At 37.2% G+C, this 19741-nt stretch carries 23 protein-coding genes and 5 pseudogenes; 21 read left to right on the plus strand and 7 right to left on the minus strand.

Annotated elements, in window-relative coordinates:
- Positions 1–29 precede the first annotated feature (29 nt).
- The gene (locus QUF78_RS00420) at positions 30–902 is read right to left on the minus strand and encodes a LysR family transcriptional regulator (protein WP_289323205.1); all 873 of its coding nucleotides are present in this window, start codon (positions 900–902) and stop codon (positions 30–32) included.
- Between the two features lie 107 nt (positions 903–1009).
- On the opposite strand from QUF78_RS00420, the gene QUF78_RS00425 reads away from it, so the two are divergent.
- Positions 1010–1396 carry a tautomerase family protein gene (locus QUF78_RS00425; protein ID WP_289323206.1) on the plus strand — a complete coding sequence of 129 codons (387 nt, stop codon included), beginning with the start codon at positions 1010–1012 and terminating at the stop codon, positions 1394–1396.
- A gap of 40 nt (positions 1397–1436) precedes the next feature.
- A complete protein-coding gene (locus QUF78_RS00430; protein ID WP_289323207.1) occupies positions 1437–1763 on the plus strand; it encodes a carboxymuconolactone decarboxylase family protein in 327 nt (108 codons plus the stop codon).
- A 918-nt stretch (positions 1764–2681) separates the two neighbouring features.
- Here QUF78_RS00430 and QUF78_RS00435 read toward each other — a convergent pair.
- Positions 2682–3503: an STAS domain-containing protein gene (locus QUF78_RS00435; protein WP_289323208.1), complete on the minus strand. Its 822-nt coding sequence runs from the start codon at positions 3501–3503 to the stop codon at positions 2682–2684.
- Positions 3504–4128: 625 nt separating this feature from the next.
- Here QUF78_RS00435 and QUF78_RS00440 point away from each other — a divergent pair.
- The 5 genes and pseudogenes from QUF78_RS00440 to QUF78_RS00455 form a co-directional block, all read left to right on the plus strand.
- Positions 4129–5178: an ROK family transcriptional regulator gene (locus QUF78_RS00440; RefSeq protein WP_289323209.1), complete on the plus strand. Its 1050-nt coding sequence runs from the start codon at positions 4129–4131 to the stop codon at positions 5176–5178.
- Positions 5179–5392: 214 nt separating this feature from the next.
- Positions 5393–5773: a VOC family protein gene (locus QUF78_RS00445; protein WP_289323210.1), complete on the plus strand. Its 381-nt coding sequence runs from the start codon at positions 5393–5395 to the stop codon at positions 5771–5773.
- A 257-nt stretch (positions 5774–6030) separates the two neighbouring features.
- On the plus strand, positions 6031–7263 hold the full coding sequence (locus QUF78_RS00450; RefSeq protein ID WP_289323211.1) for an MFS transporter: 1233 nt from the start codon (positions 6031–6033) through the stop codon (positions 7261–7263).
- Between the two features lie 74 nt (positions 7264–7337).
- Positions 7338–7454, plus strand: coding sequence for a maltose acetyltransferase domain-containing protein (locus tag QUF78_RS27935; protein WP_483313818.1), 117 nt, complete (start codon positions 7338–7340; stop codon positions 7452–7454).
- Positions 7455–7520: 66 nt separating this feature from the next.
- Positions 7521–7889: pseudogene (locus QUF78_RS00455) on the plus strand (DapH/DapD/GlmU-related protein); the annotation flags it as partial.
- A gap of 316 nt (positions 7890–8205) precedes the next feature.
- Here the strand turns inward: QUF78_RS00455 and QUF78_RS00460 are convergent.
- Positions 8206–8429: pseudogene (locus QUF78_RS00460) on the minus strand (Tn3 family transposase); the annotation flags it as partial.
- Between the two features lie 278 nt (positions 8430–8707).
- Between QUF78_RS00460 and QUF78_RS00465 the strand changes: the two are divergent.
- From QUF78_RS00465 to QUF78_RS00510, 11 genes and pseudogenes are all read left to right on the plus strand, one after another.
- Entirely contained in the window at positions 8708–8848 is a 141-nt protein-coding gene (locus QUF78_RS00465) for a hypothetical protein (RefSeq protein WP_289323212.1), read from the plus strand.
- Positions 8849–9145: 297 nt separating this feature from the next.
- Positions 9146–9466 (plus strand): PadR family transcriptional regulator, encoded by a 321-nt coding sequence (locus QUF78_RS00470; RefSeq protein WP_148359119.1) that lies wholly within the window; start codon positions 9146–9148, stop codon positions 9464–9466.
- 71 nt (positions 9467–9537) lie between these two features.
- Positions 9538–9894, plus strand: coding sequence for a DUF1048 domain-containing protein (locus tag QUF78_RS00475; protein WP_289323213.1), 357 nt, complete (start codon positions 9538–9540; stop codon positions 9892–9894).
- 184 nt (positions 9895–10078) lie between these two features.
- Complete coding sequence (locus QUF78_RS00480; protein WP_289323214.1) at positions 10079–10840, plus strand: ABC transporter ATP-binding protein; 762 nt, start codon at positions 10079–10081, stop codon at positions 10838–10840.
- A complete protein-coding gene (locus QUF78_RS00485; RefSeq protein WP_289319006.1) occupies positions 10841–11590 on the plus strand; it encodes an ABC transporter permease in 750 nt (249 codons plus the stop codon). It abuts the gene before it with no gap.
- 48 nt (positions 11591–11638) lie between these two features.
- Positions 11639–11923 (plus strand): annotated as a pseudogene (locus QUF78_RS00490) (DUF1048 domain-containing protein).
- Positions 11924–12243: 320 nt separating this feature from the next.
- Complete coding sequence (locus tag QUF78_RS00495) at positions 12244–12564, plus strand: PadR family transcriptional regulator (RefSeq protein ID WP_289323215.1); 321 nt, start codon at positions 12244–12246, stop codon at positions 12562–12564.
- 12 nt (positions 12565–12576) lie between these two features.
- The gene (locus QUF78_RS27940; protein ID WP_483313819.1) at positions 12577–12723 is read left to right on the plus strand and encodes a hypothetical protein; all 147 of its coding nucleotides are present in this window, start codon (positions 12577–12579) and stop codon (positions 12721–12723) included.
- Positions 12723–12911, plus strand: a complete 189-nt coding sequence (locus tag QUF78_RS00500) for a DUF1048 domain-containing protein (protein ID WP_483313820.1) — start codon at positions 12723–12725, stop codon at positions 12909–12911. Before QUF78_RS27940 ends, QUF78_RS00500 begins: the two co-directional genes overlap by 1 nt.
- 42 nt (positions 12912–12953) lie before the next feature.
- Positions 12954–13307, plus strand: coding sequence for a DUF1048 domain-containing protein (locus tag QUF78_RS00505; RefSeq protein ID WP_289323216.1), 354 nt, complete (start codon positions 12954–12956; stop codon positions 13305–13307).
- The gene (locus QUF78_RS00510) at positions 13304–13636 is read left to right on the plus strand and encodes a DUF1048 domain-containing protein (protein ID WP_289323217.1); all 333 of its coding nucleotides are present in this window, start codon (positions 13304–13306) and stop codon (positions 13634–13636) included. Before QUF78_RS00505 ends, QUF78_RS00510 begins: the two co-directional genes overlap by 4 nt.
- Before the next feature lie 971 nt (positions 13637–14607).
- Here QUF78_RS00510 and QUF78_RS27720 read toward each other — a convergent pair.
- The 4 genes and pseudogenes from QUF78_RS27720 to QUF78_RS00520 form a co-directional block, all read right to left on the minus strand.
- The gene (locus QUF78_RS27720) at positions 14608–14862 is read right to left on the minus strand and encodes a hypothetical protein (protein ID WP_353957880.1); all 255 of its coding nucleotides are present in this window, start codon (positions 14860–14862) and stop codon (positions 14608–14610) included.
- Positions 14844–15437 (minus strand): annotated as a pseudogene (locus QUF78_RS27725) (transposase). The gene QUF78_RS27720 and the pseudogene QUF78_RS27725 overlap by 19 nt, the downstream one beginning before the upstream one ends.
- A gap of 21 nt (positions 15438–15458) precedes the next feature.
- Complete coding sequence (locus QUF78_RS27730; protein WP_353957881.1) at positions 15459–15752, minus strand: hypothetical protein; 294 nt, start codon at positions 15750–15752, stop codon at positions 15459–15461.
- A 305-nt stretch (positions 15753–16057) separates the two neighbouring features.
- Entirely contained in the window at positions 16058–16684 is a 627-nt protein-coding gene (locus QUF78_RS00520; RefSeq protein WP_353957882.1) for a hypothetical protein, read from the minus strand.
- A gap of 275 nt (positions 16685–16959) precedes the next feature.
- Between QUF78_RS00520 and QUF78_RS00525 the strand changes: the two genes are divergently transcribed.
- The 3 genes and pseudogenes from QUF78_RS00525 to QUF78_RS00535 all read left to right on the plus strand — a co-directional run bounded on the left by QUF78_RS00525 (position 16960) and on the right by QUF78_RS00535 (position 19738).
- A protein-coding gene (locus QUF78_RS00525; RefSeq protein WP_289323219.1) for an IS3 family transposase occupies positions 16960–18110 on the plus strand; the annotation gives its coding sequence in 2 pieces (ribosomal slippage) (positions 16960–17209 and positions 17209–18110; 1152 coding nt in all).
- Between the two features lie 186 nt (positions 18111–18296).
- Positions 18297–18616, plus strand: a pseudogene (locus tag QUF78_RS00530) (Tn3 family transposase); the annotation flags it as partial.
- 741 nt (positions 18617–19357) lie between these two features.
- Positions 19358–19738, plus strand: a complete 381-nt coding sequence (locus tag QUF78_RS00535; protein WP_289323220.1) for a winged helix-turn-helix transcriptional regulator — start codon at positions 19358–19360, stop codon at positions 19736–19738.
- Positions 19739–19741 lie beyond the last annotated feature (3 nt).

Raw genomic sequence — 19741 nt, forward strand, 5'->3', positions numbered from 1 at the left:
AACTCACACGTTAGCCCATTATATATATTCTATTCCCTATCAAATGAATCTCTTATTAAGTCTAGGAATAACTTCTTTATATTAGAAAGGTACTTATTATCCTTCTTTTGTATTATCCCAATAGGAATGAAAGGATTCTTCAATTCTAAGGGCACTTTAACGATATTATCAGAAAGCTTTGAAGATGATAAGACTACACCAATGGAAGGAAAGTTATGAATATATAAAGGTATGGATAGTATCTGACTAACTGTGTAATAAAAGGGTTTCGACTCTAAATGTGAAAGCTCTTCTTCAAACTTTGTATAGTATAAACAATTTTCCCCACCAATAAAAACAGGGTATTCAGTTATATCATGCAACGATTGGATGGTAATAGGATCTTGATAATATTTTTTGGAACATATTACGGATATTTCTTCATCATATAAATGGATGAATGAATATCCATTTTCTTTGTACGGTTTTCCACCTATTGCAAAGTCGATCATACCACTATCTAAAAGATTTATTAGAGTGTCTGTATTTCCTACAGTAATATTACAAGTCACATTAGGTTTTATTTCCCGAAACTGGCTTATAATAGATGGCAAAACCGTTGCTGCTGTTTCAATTGCCCCGATATTTATTATGCCAACTTCTTCTTTTTCTATTGCTTTTGATTGCTCTAAAACAAAATCCCAATGTTTAATCAGAGAATGAATCTCCTTAGCGAAAATTTCTCCGGATTCTGTTAATTTTGCTTCCCATCCTCGTTCGAATAACTTAAATCCAATTTCATTTTCTAGTTTTTGTATATGGCTCGTTATAGTTGATTGTGCATAGTTTAATTTTTGAGCTGCTTTTGAAAATGTCCCTTCCCTTAAAATTGCCTGGAATGTCTTAACTTCTTTTAAATCCATATCCAATAATCTCCATTCGTTTTTATGAATTTTTAATTCAATTATTTCGATTATACAAATAACATTAGTAAAGGTAAAATTAACTTGTTATCAAAAGGAGGGGAAAAATGCCATTCGTTCAAATTAGTTATTTGGAAAATGAATATAATCACAAAGATTTACAGCTAATCAGTAGAAATGTTATGGCCGCACTTATTGAAGAATTTCACGTACCCAAAAAGGATTATTTTCAAATTTTCCAGTCGCATAAGGTGGATGAGTTTTATTTTGATCCGAATTATCTTCTTAGTAGTAAAAGAACAAACCAACTTCTTTACATCTTAATCACATGCGGTCCAGGCAGATCTAATCAGCAAAAAGAATTACTGTATAAGAGTATTGCTAACAAATTGCACAATAATTGTAATGTAGTTAAAGAAAATGTATTTATAATTCTATCGGAAACAAATCTTGAAAACTGGTCATTTGGAGACGGAATTCCTCAAATGATTTAGTGTTTTATATCATACTTAATAATCGAGAGGAGCAAGAGATATGAACAAACCCATTACTCCTACTGTAAGAAATTCATTAGGGCATTTTGCACCAGATTTTGTTAGATACTCTGAAGACATACTTTTCGGAGATTTATGGAGACGAGATAATTTAAATTTAAGAGACCGAAGCCTAATTACTGTTACAGCGCTAGTAACTGGAGAAAACCTAAATCAGCTTCCATATCATTTAGAACTTGCGAAACAAAACGGTCTAACAGAGGAGGAACTTATAGAGACTATTACTCATTTAAGTTTTTACGTTGGATGGCCGCGATCCGCATCAGCATTAGAAGTAGCTAAGGGAATATTTGGAAGAGGAAAGTAGTAAACCGTATGAACGGTTAAGAAGGTAATAAATCAATTTCGTTTCAAGTGATTACCTCCTTTTTCTTTAATTGAGTAAATTTTACCAGCTTCTAAAGAAGAATTAACCAACTCTCTAGATTTTGAGGCAATTTCTCGATTGAACTTAATAAACTAACGGGTGCTTTACTTCATTAAGGAAGGTTGCTGAGGTAGCCTTTTTCTTATGGCACTAAAGGGGCAGGTTTGTTACAAGTGAAGTGTGTTCGTACTGTGTAGCTACATCGAATAACAATACTTTTAATCATTAGTATGTTATAGTTAATTAGAGTTAAAATTAGATTTATATGGGGCACCTCCTGACTTCTCTTAGTCATCTTCCCTCTGTAATAGAAGGGAGACTAAGACGATATGTCCTTAGACCACATTAAAACAATGTTAGAAACCTTAAAACAGTATAATAACTGTGAAATAACATTAACTTTCAAAAACAAAAATGGTATACCGTTACTGTCTGTATGCTATGACAATAATTGTTATGAACTAACACATTTGGATACACAAATTATCGAAACCTGTGACGATATAAAATCTACTATCTCAGCTATTGAAAAAGTTATGCAAGATAGTTCTAAAAAAACCTCTAATTAATAGAGGTTTTTTTGTTTCACATTTTGTTGATCAATTCTCTTCTTCAACTAACGGGTGCGGTAGCTGAAAATTGGAGCTGTTTTTAAGGCAGCTCTTTCATTATGCTACTAAAGGGCAGTTTAGTTGAAGAAGAAAACGAATTGATTGGTGTTGAATTAAATACTTAACAATAGTTTTTATACCAAGATGTAACTGCCGGGCAGGAACAAATATTGAGACAGTTGGTCAGAATATATTGAATAAGAAAAAAAGAGTCGGCAAAGCGACCCTCCTCTAAGATTCTCCGTGTTTAACTTAATAAGTATTTATTCAATGCTTGTTGTAAAGTTCCTAATGTTTGTGCTTTTTCATTTAATTTCATTCCTACGTTTATCATTTTTCTAACCACTTCAGCTCTTAACCCGGTAATCACAGTAGTACATCCCATTAATGAAGTGCCGTCAATAATCTTCATTAAATGATCAATTACTTCAACCTCCATTTCCATAATTCCAGATAAGTCCATAATTAATATTTGAATACGTAATTTCCCAATCTCTGTTAAAACTTTTTCCTCGAGAATATTCGTTCGGTAAAGATCAACCGCACCAATTAAAGGCAAAATACATATAGTGGGTGTTATTGGTATTATAGGCACCGAAAGATTTTCAACCAATTCTTTTTGAGCCATTATCAATGAATCTTTGTATTGAGAATAGGTGATAAAAAAAACATTTAAAAACCTGTCTACTTGATTATTAACTTGTTTTTCTACCGAAAAAAATTCTTCAGTTAAAACCTTATTTGTTACCTCGTTATATTCTTGTAGGAACTTCCACAAGGTTCTTCGAATGGCTTGCACCCACTCTAATTTGAAAGTTAATGGTATTGCGTGTGTCGCCCAAGCTATACCTTCTTGTTTAGCAAATGCTTGAAGTTCTTGTTCTTTACCCTCAATAATGTATTGAATCAGGATATGGGCATTATTTATCAGGTCAATATTACCGACCGTTAAAATTTCTTCAATTTTTTCTCTCACATTAAATGCTTCATTCAATAATGAATCTTCAAAATCCTCTTTATTTTCTTGTATGAATTCCAGTATTTTATATGTATCTAGTGACCCCTTCATAATTTAATCCCCCTTTTTTTTATATGCCAAAACTACAATTACCCTGTTATTATAATTCTAAACCTGTTTACACTATAAGCTTCTAATTTAAATGGAAATTGGATGTATCTATGTTAATTAATATTGTGAAAAATTCTACTTAAACTCCCATGAAAATTAAAAAAGCACAAAATCTAGAAAAAACCACAACAAAATAGACCCAGTAAAAACGCTTTTAAAAAAGGCTGAGCCTTATGAGTGATCTGATTGAGTTTGGTAAATCGTTAAACAAAAACCTCCAATCATACTTAAATTAGGTAGAGGCTAGCGCGACGACCAAAAAAGGATTAATCTCCCATGAGTGCTACCCATAAAGGGCGCGACAGTCGGTGGTACACCGTGGTCGTCGGAGTCAGACTAACGGATGGGCTCAAAGGCACCATAGTTCAACGACCTTCTTCGCCAGCCATTAAAACATTATCGACATAGAGACCAATTTTCATTCTCTGAAGTGAAGCGCTGATTTTTGCGCTTCATGGATGGCTAACGGGGCAGGATAGTACAAAAACAAATTTGTATATGGTATATTAACACCGTAACTTATTAAAATTCTTTAATAAGTTTATTTTTTTAGGTGGTGAATCTAGTGAATGAGTTAGTAGCTACTCCAAAATCTATTAAGAAGATAATCCTTCGTGGTATTCGTACAACTCTTTTAGAACTTGGAAGTGCAACAAAGGTTGAACTCAGCCATACATTAGGAATTAGTTTCCCGACAATAAGTAAGTTCCTAGCACAGATGGAGAAGGATGGGGAAATTATTTTAGTCGGTTTAGACGGTTCTAGTGGTGGGAGAAGAGCAAAAAGATATAGATACAATCCCGAGCATATGTTAGGTCTGGCAATATTTCTAGAGAAAACAGAGACGAATTATACAATTTTTAATTGTGTGGGAGAAGTAAAGGAACAAGGAAAAGCACCGAGTGTATTAAAGGATGATGGTTTAAATTTATTAACTACGTGCATTGAAAACATAATGACTAAAAATTCGAAAATCAGTTCTATGGCAATTGGCGTTCCTGGTTCGGTTGATAGTGGCCGGATTTTCTATATACCAGGATACGAGCAGTTTCAAAATTTTGATTTAAAAGGATATTATGAGGATCAATTTTCTATACCTGTCGTAGTAGAGAACGATATGAATGCTGCTGTTCTCGGATATCACAATAATAGGGGAATTAAGGACAAGCAATCCCTTATATATTTGTATTCTGGTCAAAATGGCCCAGGTGCAGGAATTATGATAAATGGCGATGTGGTGCGAGGAAGTACTTTTTTCTCAGGAGAGGTTTCATTCGTCCCTCAGTATAATGACCGAAATTTTCGGCAAGCTTTGGAAAATGGAAGTGGACCTAAAAAAGTAACTATTTGTGAGGATTATGAGATTGATGCAATTAGCAGGTTAGTAGCCTCGTTTGTAGCTATCATTAACCCTCATACCATCATTTTTAGTAACGATGAAGTTGAAAAAGTTATTTTAGACAAAATTGCCGTAGGTAGCTCAAAATATATCCCGTCAGAACATCTTCCATCGCTTACAATGAGTGATTGGAAACAGGATTATTTATATGGATTACAAAGTCTTGGTCGTGATCTCATGATAAATGGAACAAACAGTAAATCTGTTTCTACATGAAAAGTAAAATCACATTTATTCTAGGCTACATTATCTCTTACAAATATATAAAATTAATGGATTTCAACATTTTCCTTTTGATAATGCAACTAAAACAAAGGTAGAAATTATTTTTTGTAAAAAAACACTTGAAATAATGTCATATAAGGTGGTGATTCCCCTATAATATCAAGATCTAGCAATAACCTCTATAATTTAAAGGAGTGAAAAAGAATTGAGAATTGAGCATGTGGCTATCTGGGTCAATGATTTGGAAGGCATGAGGGAGTTTTATGAAACTTATTTTAATTGTAAATCAAACATTAAATATCATAATAGTGAAAAGAAATTTGAATCTTATTTTTTAACTTTTGACTCGGGTACACGATTAGAGATTATGCGTAAGGCAGAAATTAATAAGCAAAATCGGGGAGATAAAATTGGTTGGGCTCATATTGCCATCTCCTTGGGAAGCCAGGAATCCGTTAATCAAATGACAGCCAGATTAAAAAATAATGGTTACCCTCATATTAGTGGTCCCCGTATCACTGGAGACGGGTATTATGAGAGTGTTGTAGAAGACCCTGAAGGAAATCTTTTGGAGTTGACTGTATAATACTAGGGATAAAATGGTAAAGGTTGCTGAAACATTTTCATTATTAGTGACTTATTAAAAAAATTTAATAAGTGTTTTTTCTATACTTTTTAAATGTTTTTAATAAGTTTGTTTACATAGGAGGTAACTCAAGAAAAGCTACATTATTTATATGGATCACCAAGTCTTAGACTTGATCTCATGATGAATGGAACAAGAACGTAAAACAAATTGGAAAGTACAATTGAGCACCAAATAATTAAAAGTGAGGTTTGAATATGACAACATTCCTTTTAGTCATCATTTATTTGGCTTTTATTAGCTTAGGTTTACCTGATTCATTGTTGGGGGTAGCATGGCCTGTGATGCAATCTGACTTTGGAGCCCCACTTGAGACTGCTGGATTACTTTTTATGACGATTGCAGGTGGTACAATTATTTCCAGTTTAGCTAGCGGAACGGTACTCAAAAGGTTCGGAACTGGTAATGTAACATTTGTAAGTTGCTTAATGACTGCTGGAGCATTGCTAGGATTTCATTTTGCTCCATCGCTAGTTTGGTTAATTGTATGTGCCATACCACTTGGATTAGGTGCAGGATCTGTTGATGCAGGATTAAACGATTATGTTGCTACACATTATAAGGCACACCATATGAGTTGGTTACATTGTTTTTGGGGCGTCGGTGCTACTTTTGGTCCTATAATTATGGCTCAGTTTATTTCAGAACAACATTCTTGGAGAAATGGATATTTTGTAATCTCTGGTATTCAGTTCACTTTAGCTGTAATACTTCTCTTCACTTTGCCCTTATGGAATAGAGTGAAAAAAAACAGCAACATCACCTTAATTGAAGAGCCGGAAGATTCAAAAGGTGTATTCTACAATGCAGATGGTAAACATGTAAAACCTTTACAAATTAAAGGAGTTAAACTGTCTCTGATCTCCTTCTTGTTTTATTGCGGGGTTGAATCAACAGTAGGTCTTTGGGGAAGTAGCTTTTTGGTAAATGTCAAGGAGTTACCGGTAGCGGTTGCTGCACAATGGGTTTCCTTATATTACGCAGGAATAACAGTGGGTAGATTTATTACAGGCTTTATTACCTTTAAAATGAGTAACCGCACTCTCATTCGGATGGGGCAAATAATAGCATTAGCTGGTGCCACACTTCTATTCCTACCATTGCCTTCCACTTTTTCGCTTGTAGGTTTTATTATGGTTGGACTAGGATTAGCACCGATATTTCCGTGTATGTTGCATGAAACCCCAACACGTTTTGGGAAGAAGCATTCCCAGACAATTATGGGCTATCAAATGGCTGTTGCCTATACAGGTAGTACTTTCATTCCACCTCTTCTTGGTTTCATTGCATCTCATTCAACAATAGGAATCTTCCCATTTTGTATTGCTGTTTTTGTTGCAGCAATGCTCCTAAGTTCAGAAAAATTAAATACCTTACTGACAAAGAAGGATTTATTAAAGAGGAAAGATAAAAGCTCAAAAGCATTTTAATCATGTAGAAATTCAATAGATAACAAAGTTGCTTATTTTACATCAAAGAAAAAAAGTATTAGGAGTGATTTATTATGAAAACTGAAAAAGAGAAAATGTTAGCTGGAAAATTATATACAGCAATGGATGAAGAGCTTGGTAAGGATCATATAAAAGCACAGGAAATACTTGCAGAATTTAATTATCCTTAGTGGAAAACAAAAGCGACCTTTTAAAAAATTCATTTGGAAAAACTGGAGAAAATTTTTTGTGTAAAACCAACTTTTCGTTGTGACTATGGTTACAACATCTATGTTGGAGAGAATTTTTTTGCAAATTACGATTGTATCATATTAGATGTTTGCAAAGTTACTATCGGAGAGAATTGTATGATCGGACCAAGAGTATCCATATATACTGCAACCCACCCTTTAGATGCAGAAACAAGAATAACAGGGTTGGAATATGGCAAGCCAGTTACCATCGGCAATAATGTTTGGATTGGTGGTAGTGCAGTAATAAACCCAGGAGTAACGATAGGAGACAATGTTGTTATTGCGTCAGGTGCAGTAGTAACTAAAGATGTAACAGACAACGTTGTAGTTGGGGGTAATCCTGCAAAAATACTTAAACAAATTAAAGGATAAAATTGCACAATGATTTTCAAGCAGAAAGAATTAATTACAAGTAAAGTGATTGCATATACTGATAGACGAGTTCAACAATGCCAAAAATTCAGGATGCTTATCCCCACCTAAAGAGTGAAAACTTAATTACAAAGGCTAGAATTTAATTATTAAAACTGACAAGCAAACAGATTTAACACATTATGGTCTTCAGCGGATAATGGACATTTTTATACAATGGGGTACCGTCAGCAAAACGTTAATTTACAACGTTAAGGGGAACTGGATACAAAAATAGCTGATTTTTACCACGTTAAGGATGTAAACGGCTTTAGGACTATTCTTGATTTAAGGACCGCAATGATTCTAAGTTGGTAACTCCTTTTGGATCGAAGCGATACTCTCCAAGGAAGTTGATATGTTCCCATCCTAATGGAGATATATGCTTTAATAAATTCCCCGTAACATTCCTTTACTTTGAAGTAATTCGGTAGCTTTGCCTAGATAAACTGTCTTCCATACACTAATTGCATTAGTCAAGATGTTTAAAGCACCTGCACGAAGGAAATTAATTTTAAAGGGGATGTGCTTTATACTGAACTAGATAATGCGTCTGAAAATTTGTATCAAGCAAATTCTAAGATCTGAGAAAACCGATTTCTCCCGTATTGAGAAATCGGTTTTTTATTATTAATAAAAACTGCCTTAAATGTTTAGACTTAGCAAGTTTAAAGCTGCCCAAATAAATGATATGAATAAAATTACTTGACACATTTCTTCTACTTCGTAATACTATATATTAGTACTAAGTAACGATAAGTAGTTTGCGAGGAGGATATATGAAAAATTTAACGGAAATCCTTAAGGGAGTTCGTGATGGTGTGGTGCTCCAAAAGATTCAAACAGGAGAAACCGGAACCTACATGTACAGCTGCTGGATGGGAATGATCCGCGGTGTAATCATTTTGAAAGAAGCATAGGAGGAAGTAAAGCTCCATAAAGAAAATCGGTTGTATCCAATGGGGATAGCTGGTTTTAAAAATATTTAGAAAATCCAGTTGACAGTCCATGTAACACTGGATACCTACACCACTGAATAGTGAGGTTGCAAAATATTTTTAAGAAAAATAGTTGACACCTACGCTACTCGGTGTTACAGTGTACATGTAATGAGCAATACTGAATAGCATGATTTCTCAAAAGCTATACAGTAAAAATTTCGCTTAGTACTAAGTTATACTGAATATAAGTCAGACAAAATAGAGGAGGCTCTGAACATGGAAAATTTAACCGAAATGCTGAAGGGTTCGCTGGAAGGCTGCGTGCTGGAAATCATCAGCCGCCATGAAACCTATGGCTACGAGATTACCCGCCGCCTGAACGAGCTTGGGTTTACTGAAGTCGTGGAAGGGACGGTCTACACCATCCTCGTCCGATTAGAAAAGAAAAAACTGGTAACCATGAAAAAGAAACCGTCAGATATGGGGCCGCCCCGCAAGTTTTACTCACTTAATGAGGCTGGCCGCCAGGAACTTGAATTGTTTTGGCAGAAATGGGATTTTGTATCATCAAAAATCAACGTCTTGAAGTCAATCTAGCTTCATAAGATATTCCGTACGATATGTTTGGAGTGTCTTGTTCAGCTTTATAAAAAAGGAGGAAAAATAACATGATGGAAATGTTCAAAAAAATGATTGGTGATAAAAAAGAATACAAGATGATGATGGCACGGGTTGAAGTCCTGCCAGAGGACTACCAGTTTGTATTTAAGAAAATTCAAAACTACATGTGGAATTTCTCATCAGCGGGCAGCGGGATGGATATGCTGCACATGCAGTATGAATTAATCGAGTTGTTCGAAGCCGGTGCGGCGGAAGGTAGACAGGTGCTGGAAATAACTGGGGACGACGTGGCGTCCTTTGCCGACGAACTAGTGGCAAACGCTAAAACCTATCTCGCCAAGTATCGTGAAGATTTGAATCAGAGTATCATGAAGCGATTGGGAAAAAATAAATTCAATAGATGATACCGACTGAATAGCTGGTTACAAATGTGAATTGCACATTCGCTATTCAGTTATATTTTTAACTCAGTAATAAGTTATACAGATTATCAGTCAGACTAAATAGATGAGTATAGGCAATCTAGCTCCGCAAGGCACTCGATCTCGAAAGCGACCTTGCTGCGCATTTTATAAGGAGGAAAAAAGTATGAGAAATGCAGCGATTTCTATAAAAGGGTTAAAAAAATCCTTTAAAGACAAGGAAGTCTTAAAGGGGGTGGATTTTGAGGTGCGGCGTGGCGAAATTTTCGCACTGCTGGGCTCAAATGGAGCGGGCAAGACGACGACGGTCAACATCCTCTCGACGCTGATGAAGGCTGATGGCGGCGAAGTAGGTATTTGCGGCTTTGACGTCCAGCGTCAACCGGATCATGTTCGCCAGAGCATCAGCCTGACAGGGCAGTTCGCAGCTTTAGACGGCATGCTCACAGGGCGGGAAAACCTGATGATGATCGCCAAGTTGCGGGGAGTTTCCAATCCCGCTCAAGTCGCCGACAATCTGCTTGCAAAATTCAGCCTGACCGATGCGGCCAACCGCCGGGCGGACAAATATTCCGGCGGGATGAAGCGCCGGCTTGACATCGCCATGAGCCTGATCGGGACGCCAGCAGTCATTTTTCTCGACGAACCGACGACAGGGCTTGACCCCGAAGCGCGAATTGAAGTCTGGGATACCGTCAAGGAACTTGCCGGCGGCGGCACGACCATCTTGCTGACGACCCAGTACCTGGAGGAAGCCGAACAACTGGCGGATCGTATCGCCATCCTGCATGGCGGAAAAATCATCTCGACCGGGACCCTTACCGAACTCAAGGAGATGTTCCCGCCAGCGAAAGTGGAGTACATCGAGAAGCAGCCGACATTGGAGGAAATTTTCCTTGCGATCATCGGCAAAAAGGAGGAGATGTAAATGAAAAGCAAAACAGGGGTATTACTAGGACGTTTAATGCGCAACATCATGCGCAGCCCGGATACAATTATCACGGTGGCGATTACGCCGATTATGATGCTGCTGCTGTTTGTCTACGTATTTGGCGGCGCCATAGAGACAGGCACGGACAACTACGTCAATTATTTATTGCCGGGAATCTTGCTGATGGCTATCGCATCCGGCGTCGCTTACACTTCCGTGCGGCTGTTTACGGATGTAAAGAGCGGGCTGATGGCGCGTTTCATTACCATGCCCATCAAGCGCTCGTCGGTATTGTGGGCTCACGTGTTGACCTCGCTGGTTTCCAATGCGCTTACTGTTGTGGTGGTTATCCTCGTCGCGCTCTTGATGGGCTTCCGTTCCAGCGCTAATATCCTGGATTGGCTCGCGGTAGCTGGGATACTCGGGCTGTTTACGCTGGCGCTGACATGGCTGGCGATCATTCCGGGATTGACAGCGGGGTCTATGGAAGGGGCGACAGCCTACTCGTACCCGCTGATTTTCCTGCCGTTTATCAGTTCGGCCTTTGTCCCCACCGAAACCATGCCTAAAATTGTCCGTGCGTTCGCTGAGAACCAGCCCGTGACTTCAATCGTGAATGCGATTCGTGCCCTCTTGTATGAAGGGTCTGTTGGCAACGATATCTGGATCGCACTTGCCTGGTGCGTGGGCATCATGGTCATCGCTTACTTCTTCGCCAGTAAAGTATTTAAACGCCAGTTAGGGTAAGTACACCATTATGGAATTAGCCATATCAATAGTCAGCCGCTGCGATGAATGCATTTGCTATCACAAAAAAGAGTGAATGAATTACCTGCAGAATACAAAAAAGGCAATGAAAGCAATTGAAAATTATATGTTGAACTTTGCTAAGGGATCAGTATGTTTGAGGTTTTAACCAATATTTTAGAGATGTTCGAGAGTAGTGCTAGTGATGGTTTAAGTAAACGAGAAGTAGTAGGAAATGATATTGCAGAATTTGCCGACTCATTCCTAGCTGAGTTTCCTGAAGAAACATGGATCGACAAACTAAGAAATAAATTAAGAAATTCTATTAAATAAAGGAGCGAGCCATGAACTGTGCTTTTCTTCAATATCAGCTAATAGGGGTACTGCCGTTTGGTACTACCCCAATTAGGAACATCAGAAAAAAAGGGATGAAATTGGAAACACCGAAGAAACCTCAAAATTTGTAAGGGAGTAAACATTGTAGGGAGGGGGATAGAAAAATTGACAAAGATAGTACTCCGTGCTATTATATAGTAGTAGTAAGTAATGCTGAATAGCAGATTCACAAAAGAGTGATTCAAAAATTTTGTCTCACTATTCTGTAATACAGATTATTGTCATCACAAAGTACTAAGAAGAAAGAAGTAAAAAAAATGAATAAAATCACAGAAATGCTTAAAGGTGTGCTTGAGGGCTGCGTGCTAGAAATTATCAGCCGTGGCGAAACCTACGGCTATGAAATCACACAGAAGCTGCGAGCACTGGGCTTTAGCGACATTGTGGAGGGAACAGTTTACACCATCACGATGCGGCTCGAAAAAAATAAACTCGTGGATATTGAGAAAAAGTCATCCACGATGGGCCCACCGCGCAAATTTTATCGGCTCAATGAAGCTGGCCTGCAAGAACTGGCAAATTTCTGGGCCAAATGGAACTTTATCTCAAGCAAACTAAACGAATTAAAAGCAAAATAAAGGAGAATAAACATGAGTATTTTCGCTAAAATCTTTGGGGATTTTAGCAAGCATGGCGGGAAATGGAAAACCGCGCAAAAGCCTTACCTGAAGACTACTACAACGCCTACAAAGCGATGCAAAAAATGTAAAAATATCTTTGGAACTCTGGCGGCGTGATGGATTGGCAAGAAACGATATTCGTCTTTAATCACATCATCGAGCTTCTTGAAGAAGCCGCAGCCGATGGCAAGCGCGTTAAAGAAGTTACTGGCAACGACGTAGCAGCCTTCTGTGATGCTCTCGTCATTGATGCAAAATCGTGGGTTGATAAGCAACGTCATAAACTGAACGATACGATTAAATAATAGAACTTTGCTGAACAGCTTAGTATCTTAAAGGAGACTACAATGAACTTTTTAGAAAAAATAACCGGCAGCGATATGACTAAAGAAATGAAAGGTTTTGAAGCACGAGCAAAAGTCTTGCCAGCTGAATATCAAACTGCTTGGAAAGAAATTATAAGTAATCTCTGGATTCACGGAGATTTCACCGGTCGTAATCTGATGCCGATTCTTGACAGTGCTCTTGAACTTCTTGAAGTTACATCAGCAGACGGCCAGAGCGTCGAAGAAGTACTAGGAAATGATATCAAAGGCTTCTGCACAGCGCTTGTTGGTGACGAAGGCGCAAAAACTTATAGAGATAAATGGCGTGACCAACTCAACAAGAACGTAGCAAGAAAATTAGGAGGACTGAAATGAGTATCAAAAAAATCATCGAAGGCAAAAAAGAATGGAGAGCACATGTTTCGCGTGTCAAAGCGCTTCCACAAGATTACCAAATTGTCTATAAAGAGATCCAAAAATATCTCTTCAAAGTCGGTCCTGTTGAGCTAAACGAAGGTATCGGACTGCTCTCGGAAATTCTCAGCTTCTTTGAAGAAGGCACAGCTGCTGGGAAAGGTGTGCTTGAAGTCACAGGAAAAGACGTTGCTGCTTTCTGCGATGCACTGATTGAAGATTCAAAAACTTACGCTGATCTCTATCAAGAATCGGTCAATCAAAAAGTCGATAAGACTATGAAAAAATAGAAGGAACGTAGTACTTGACGGCAAAATTCAATCGAACTTTTGCCTAAGTACTGCGCTAACCTCCCAAACTCAAAAGTATTGTTCGAGTTCGAGAAGTGTCGGAAATGAAAAAAGAATCAAAATGGAAACAATAATAAAAATTGAAGGATTAAAAAAATCTTTTAAAGAAAAAGAAGTCCTCAGAGGCTGAAAAGCGATAGGGTGAAATAACCCTCCAAATCAATAATTTTGATATTGACCAAATTGAAATACCCGAAAAAACGTTAGTTAGATTTGAAAAATGAATTTTTTTGTTGAACTAACGGCGTGCGTTAGTTGAATATTACATTACTTAGAAATTATAAAACCTAAAAACAATAAGGCTATATAAAAACCCTGATTCTTCTGCTTAGCGTAGAAAAATCAGGGTCTTTATTTCCAAAAAAATGTCTTATAATATCCGCGTTTTGTAGGCAGTACCCCATTATGAAAAAAACATTAGATCAATTTGTTACTATATCAAGGCCTCATTCTGAAAGGTTATAAAAAATTACAAAAAAGGCACATAAAATTGCGCCGTTTACATCGTATAAGAATATTATCCAACTATCAATACCTTTAAATTTGTATCCACACTAAGTGGAGTGCACTTAGTGAAGCAATTTTTTTAGCATTATCAGGGGTTGTTGTATTACTTCCTATAATCCTGATAATATGAAATAGACATGCAAATAACTGTGCTTTTCTTCAATATCAGCTAATAGAAGGTTTGTTGAATAAATCCCAATCTCTCAGTGATATAAATGAGAGATTGGGATTTTTAATACTGGAATATCCATAACGTTGTAAATCCGCGTTTTGCTGGCGGTACCCCATCGCCAGCAAGCTAAGCGCGCAAGAGATAATATAAAAGTTTGTTCTCTTTAATTTGCTATGGTAACGCTAAAAATGCGCATGACAAAAAAACATCAAATAGGTTTTTTTAAAAAATATTAGGCAGCTTTAAGTTTTTGTGACGTACAATCATACACAATACCTAAGATATCAAAGACCGTTTTCTTGTTATAACGATGACATTTCCGTCCGTTTTTCTCCAAAAGGTGAAACAGACGCAGAAAAATTTTTGATAATTCTTTGGCGTCCTTTTGTAATCCTTGATAAAACAATAAATAATAGTCTTTTATCATATAGATGGATTTATATTCACTTAACTCCTTCTTTTTACTATCTAAAAGTAACTGACGCATTCTAAACATCGTAGATGAACAGAGTACCTAATAAGTTGCCCATACAAGTGACACTCTAAGCGTTCCCTCTTAATCTCTTTGCACTTGTCAATTTGAAAGAATGATTTCCATGTCTTAAATAGAATTTCAATCTGCCAACGTAACGAATACAGTTCAGAATATGTTCCGTTGGAACGTCTTCTAAAGAAAGATTTGTAATATATACGTTCATTCCACTTAATCGTTTGCTTCGGTCTTTATAGGTAATGCCCTTCATCATTCATTTTCTGTAAGTCGTGTAAGTCGAAATACCCTAAATCCCTTATGTATAAGTCTTTCGGTTGAATGGTTAGTAGACTTGTGGAAACGAAGGTTTTATCATTTTCTCTCCCTTCTCCTACATAAACGTGGAGGAACTTCCCACTCAATAAGTCATATTCAAGTTGGATTTTAACACCTGCGGTATAGCTACTTCCGCCAGAACCTTGATAATGTGAAGCAAACTTATCAGGAAGTTGAAATGTTGTAGAATCTAGGATCCGAATACGTTTAAAAGTCGTGGAGTATGGATGAAGTATTTCTTGTGTTGAATGAATTCTTTGAGTTAGAAGATTAGCTTAAACTTGTTGAAGAAACTGTACGGCTGAACCATTAAATCGTTGATTAAGCCCTTCGGGGCTCATGAGGACACCTGTAGATGCTTCGAGACGGCTACACAATTGTGTGAGTGGTGTACTCGCGACCTGTTGACTAAGCCATACACATAAAGCAATTAATTCTTGTGCTTGATAATTACTTGTATGTTGAACAAAACCAACTTCTTTAGCTAATTGTTGTAGAGAAGATGGAGATAAGTAGTTTTGAAATTCTTGAGAAAAGAGATTCATTTCGTCTGAAACAAAAAAACTCATAGAAAACGCCATCCTTCCTGTATATTTCTACAAAAAGAATAGCGTTTTTTTCGTTATGATGATACAAATTTACCTTTGCTTGATGACGATGGGGTCCCGCCAACATTTTAACGAAAATATACGCTAAGCCTTCGGATGTGACCGGTCCCGACCGTCTCTCTTCTATAAAGGCTGTTTTTATGAAGTAAATCTTTTTGTTTTTGATAATAAAATGGGAATATTTGTTTTTGTGTGAATACGTCGAAAATATATAAAGCTGAACAAAACCTTGTATATTTTCGACTTGTTGCTAAAGTACCAGTGTATCATTCACATCTGTATTTGAACTGAGGCTCTGTCTGTATATAAAAAGCATTTCTTACTTGTGCACTCCAATTTGCAAAGGCTGATCTCCATTCAGGAGTGTTAAAGAATTGATCTACAGTTTGAGTTTCAGAATGCCAAACTATAAATAGGTTGAGTGGGGCAATTCCTCCTGCCCAAATTCCATTATTTGCGTCAGTATCTTCTTCCCTTACTAATAATAAGGGTAGACCAAATTGAAAAGCCATTGAAGGTTCTACTTGTGAATAAACTGATCCTATCCAGAATGGAGTGGATGGTGGAAGGGGTCCTGCATTGACATCAACAGTTTGAATTTTAAAACGACGAAGGTTTACTGCCAACATTCCATAGCTTGATGAAACTAACCGACGAATATCAGTTAAAATGGATTCAGGATAACTTTCGCTTAATGGTAATGTACGCGGAAAAAGCAAAGCATTCTCAATCTCTAAAATTAGACGGTTTAGAAACCGTTGTTGGTTGTCATTTAAATGAGTTGTCGTACTTAAAAATATGGGAATACGATAAGCACGGTCAATACACTCTTGGTGTGCCGATTCTATTTTTGCTTTATCTTCACGTAATGAGCTATGCTCATTATTCTTCACTTTCTCTTCATCCTTGCGTGAAGAGCTATTCTTATTTTTACCCACTTTCTCACCTCCTTTTTTTATTAGTATATGGAAAAGGAATAAGTGAGTTTGGACAAAACAGGATTCCATAATAGAGATGCTTTATAAAAGTCTAAATTTGAATAGTTTTATAAAAAATTTATTTAATTTAACTGAAGCAGGAAATAAGTAATTTATCATGGAGTTAGTATAGTTTCATGGACACATTTTAGTTAAGTCCTTACAATGATTTTTGAGAGGATGTGTCCGTCTTGGAACGTAAGAATACAGGTAAAAAAAACAATAATGAATTCAAGAAGACTATTGTAGATCTTTATCACTCGGGTAATTCGGTCAAAGAATTAAGCGGCGAATATGGCGTATCAGAAGTTACCATTTATAAATGGGTTAAAGAATTTACTCCAATCGGTTTAGGGGAAGAGTCCATGACTCCAAAGGAATTAGCCGCCATTCAAAAGGAAAACCTTCGGTTAAAGCAAGAAGTTGAAATCTTAAAAAAGGCTATGGCCATATTCGCGAAAAAGTAACCGAAACAGATCTTACCGAATTTATTGAGGAACACAAGAAACAATATCCCGTACAGAAGATGTGTGAAATACTAGAAATCCCAAGAAGCAGCCATTATCAGTCCCTTCAAATAGTCGTATCAAATCGCGAACAGGAAAACCAAGAAATCACGAAGGAAATTCATCTCATTTACCTGGAAAGCAAGGGACGATATGGGGCTCCAAAGATTCATGAAAGCTTATTAACCAAAGGGTTTTCCCTAAGTCTAAAGCGTGTTCAACGCTTAATGAGCAAGGCGAGAATTCGTTCTATTACTAAGAAAAAATACCGTCCCTATCCATCTAAAGAAAAGGTTATTCAATTGGATAATTTGTTAAAACGAGACTTCACTACTCAGACCATTAATGAGAAATGGGTAGCAGATATTACGTATATCCATACGTTAAAAGACGGATGGTGTTATTTAGCTTCGGTATTAGACCTTCATTCTAAGAAAATAGTAGGGTATTCATTTTCTCGTTCAATGACGACAGAACTGGTCATAAAAGCTTTCAATAACGCACACCTATCACAAAAGCCCTCGGAGGGCTTAGTTCTTCATACCGATCTTGGCTCACAATATACAAGCAGTGAGTTTACTCAACATATCCAAAACCATCATATTAAGCAATCCTTTAGTCAGAAAGGTTGCCCGTACGATAATGCCTGTATTGAATCCTTTCATGCCCTATTAAAGAAGGAAGAAGTCAACCACGTACAATATCTAGACTATCAAACAGCTAAATTAGCGATGTTCCAATTTATTGAAGGTTGGTATAACCGAAAAAGAATTCACAGCAGCTTGGGTTATCAAACCCCACAAGCCATTGAAGATCGAATTAGGAATACAGCTTAAGATTTAACTTTTTAGTGTCCAAAATATTGACTCAAATCCAATCATTAGCTATCCAAAATAAGCTTTTTGAATGAAGTCAATGTTGAGGAAAAAATATAACCCACAACAAGATTGTTGGAAAATGCTATATAGATATGAATACTTTGTGTTCAAAATTAACCATTTTATTATGTTTTATTCGGGGACCGTATCATAAATAGTGGTAAAGCGGAGAATCGAGCTGATTATATGCTCAAAGGATACAAACATGTCGAGCTGCGAGAACGTGCGTTACAAGATCAACTCCAACGGGCAAGTGCATTAAACATTATCATCAATGCGATTAGTGTTTGGAACACGCTGAGCAAGCAACAAAACACCGCAAAAAGCAAGGTAAACTTCAGGAAGAACTACTAAACCATATTGGATGGGAACATATCAATTTCTTAGGCGAATACAAATTCAATTTCAGGCAAAATTCGTCTCGCGATTCATTACGACCGCTGAAACAACAAGAGGTTGAGTGACTGGTGTTCGGGTTATACCGCCCGGACTATTGGGCTTAGAGTAAGAAAAACGCTAAGCCGGTCACATCCGAAGGCTTAGTGTATATTTTCGTTGAAATGTGGCGGGACCCCTTATGGAACTCCCATGAAAATTAAAAAAGCACAAAATCTAGAAAAAACCACAACAAAATAGACTCAGTAAAAACGCTTTTTAAAAAAGGCTGAGCCTTATGAGTGATCTGATTGAGTTTGGTAAATCGTTAAACAAAAACCTCCAATCATACTTAAATTAGGTAGAGGCTAGCGCGACGACCAAAAAAGGATTAATCTCCCATGAGTGCTACCCATAAAGGGCGCGACAGTCGGTGGTACACCGTGGTCGTCGGAGTCAGACTAACGGATGGGCTCAAAGGCACCATAGTTCAACGACCTTCTTCGCCAGCCATTAAAACATTATAGACATAGAGACTAATTTTCATTCTCTGTGGTGAAGCGCTGATTTTTGCGCTTCATGGATGGCTAACGGGACAGGTTAGCTGAAGAGTGCTGTTTGATCTTTGTTAAATGGCGATATTCTTGAATAAAAGAAGGGATTATTCGTAAGTAACCGAACTATTAGTTTTACAATTAACGTAGGCTGGATAGCGCAATATTTTGCTTGCAGTTATAATGTTCACAGACGGACGTTTAATGTCTCCAATTCATCGGATGTTTACCAGTGACCTGTGTCAAACTATTAGGAGAAGGGAGCCAAGGTGTGTAATGAAGAACCCTGATAAGATTTACAACACTGCGGTAGAGGCAACTTTAGAGGTGATTGGAGGAAAGTGGAAACCTGTGATTCTCTTTCATCTAACATTTGGCAAGAAACGTAACAATGAATTGAAAAGCTTGATACCCGAAATTACTCAAAAAATGTTAACTCAGCAACTTCGGGAGCTAAAGGAGGAAGGTGTCGTCTTACGCATTTCGTATAATCAGGTTCCACCAAAAGTCGAGTATGAGTTGACAGACTACGGCTGGAGTCTAAAGGAGATCCTGCATCTGATGTGTAGGTGGGGGGATTCGCATATAGAGAGAAAGTACAGAGGAAGGGCTACCCTTCTGGCCAATCCACAGCTTGAAGACGTACAGAACATATAAGAA

The organism is Peribacillus sp. ACCC06369 (genome assembly GCF_030348945.1).
Taxonomy (GTDB): domain Bacteria; phylum Bacillota; class Bacilli; order Bacillales; family DSM-1321; genus Peribacillus.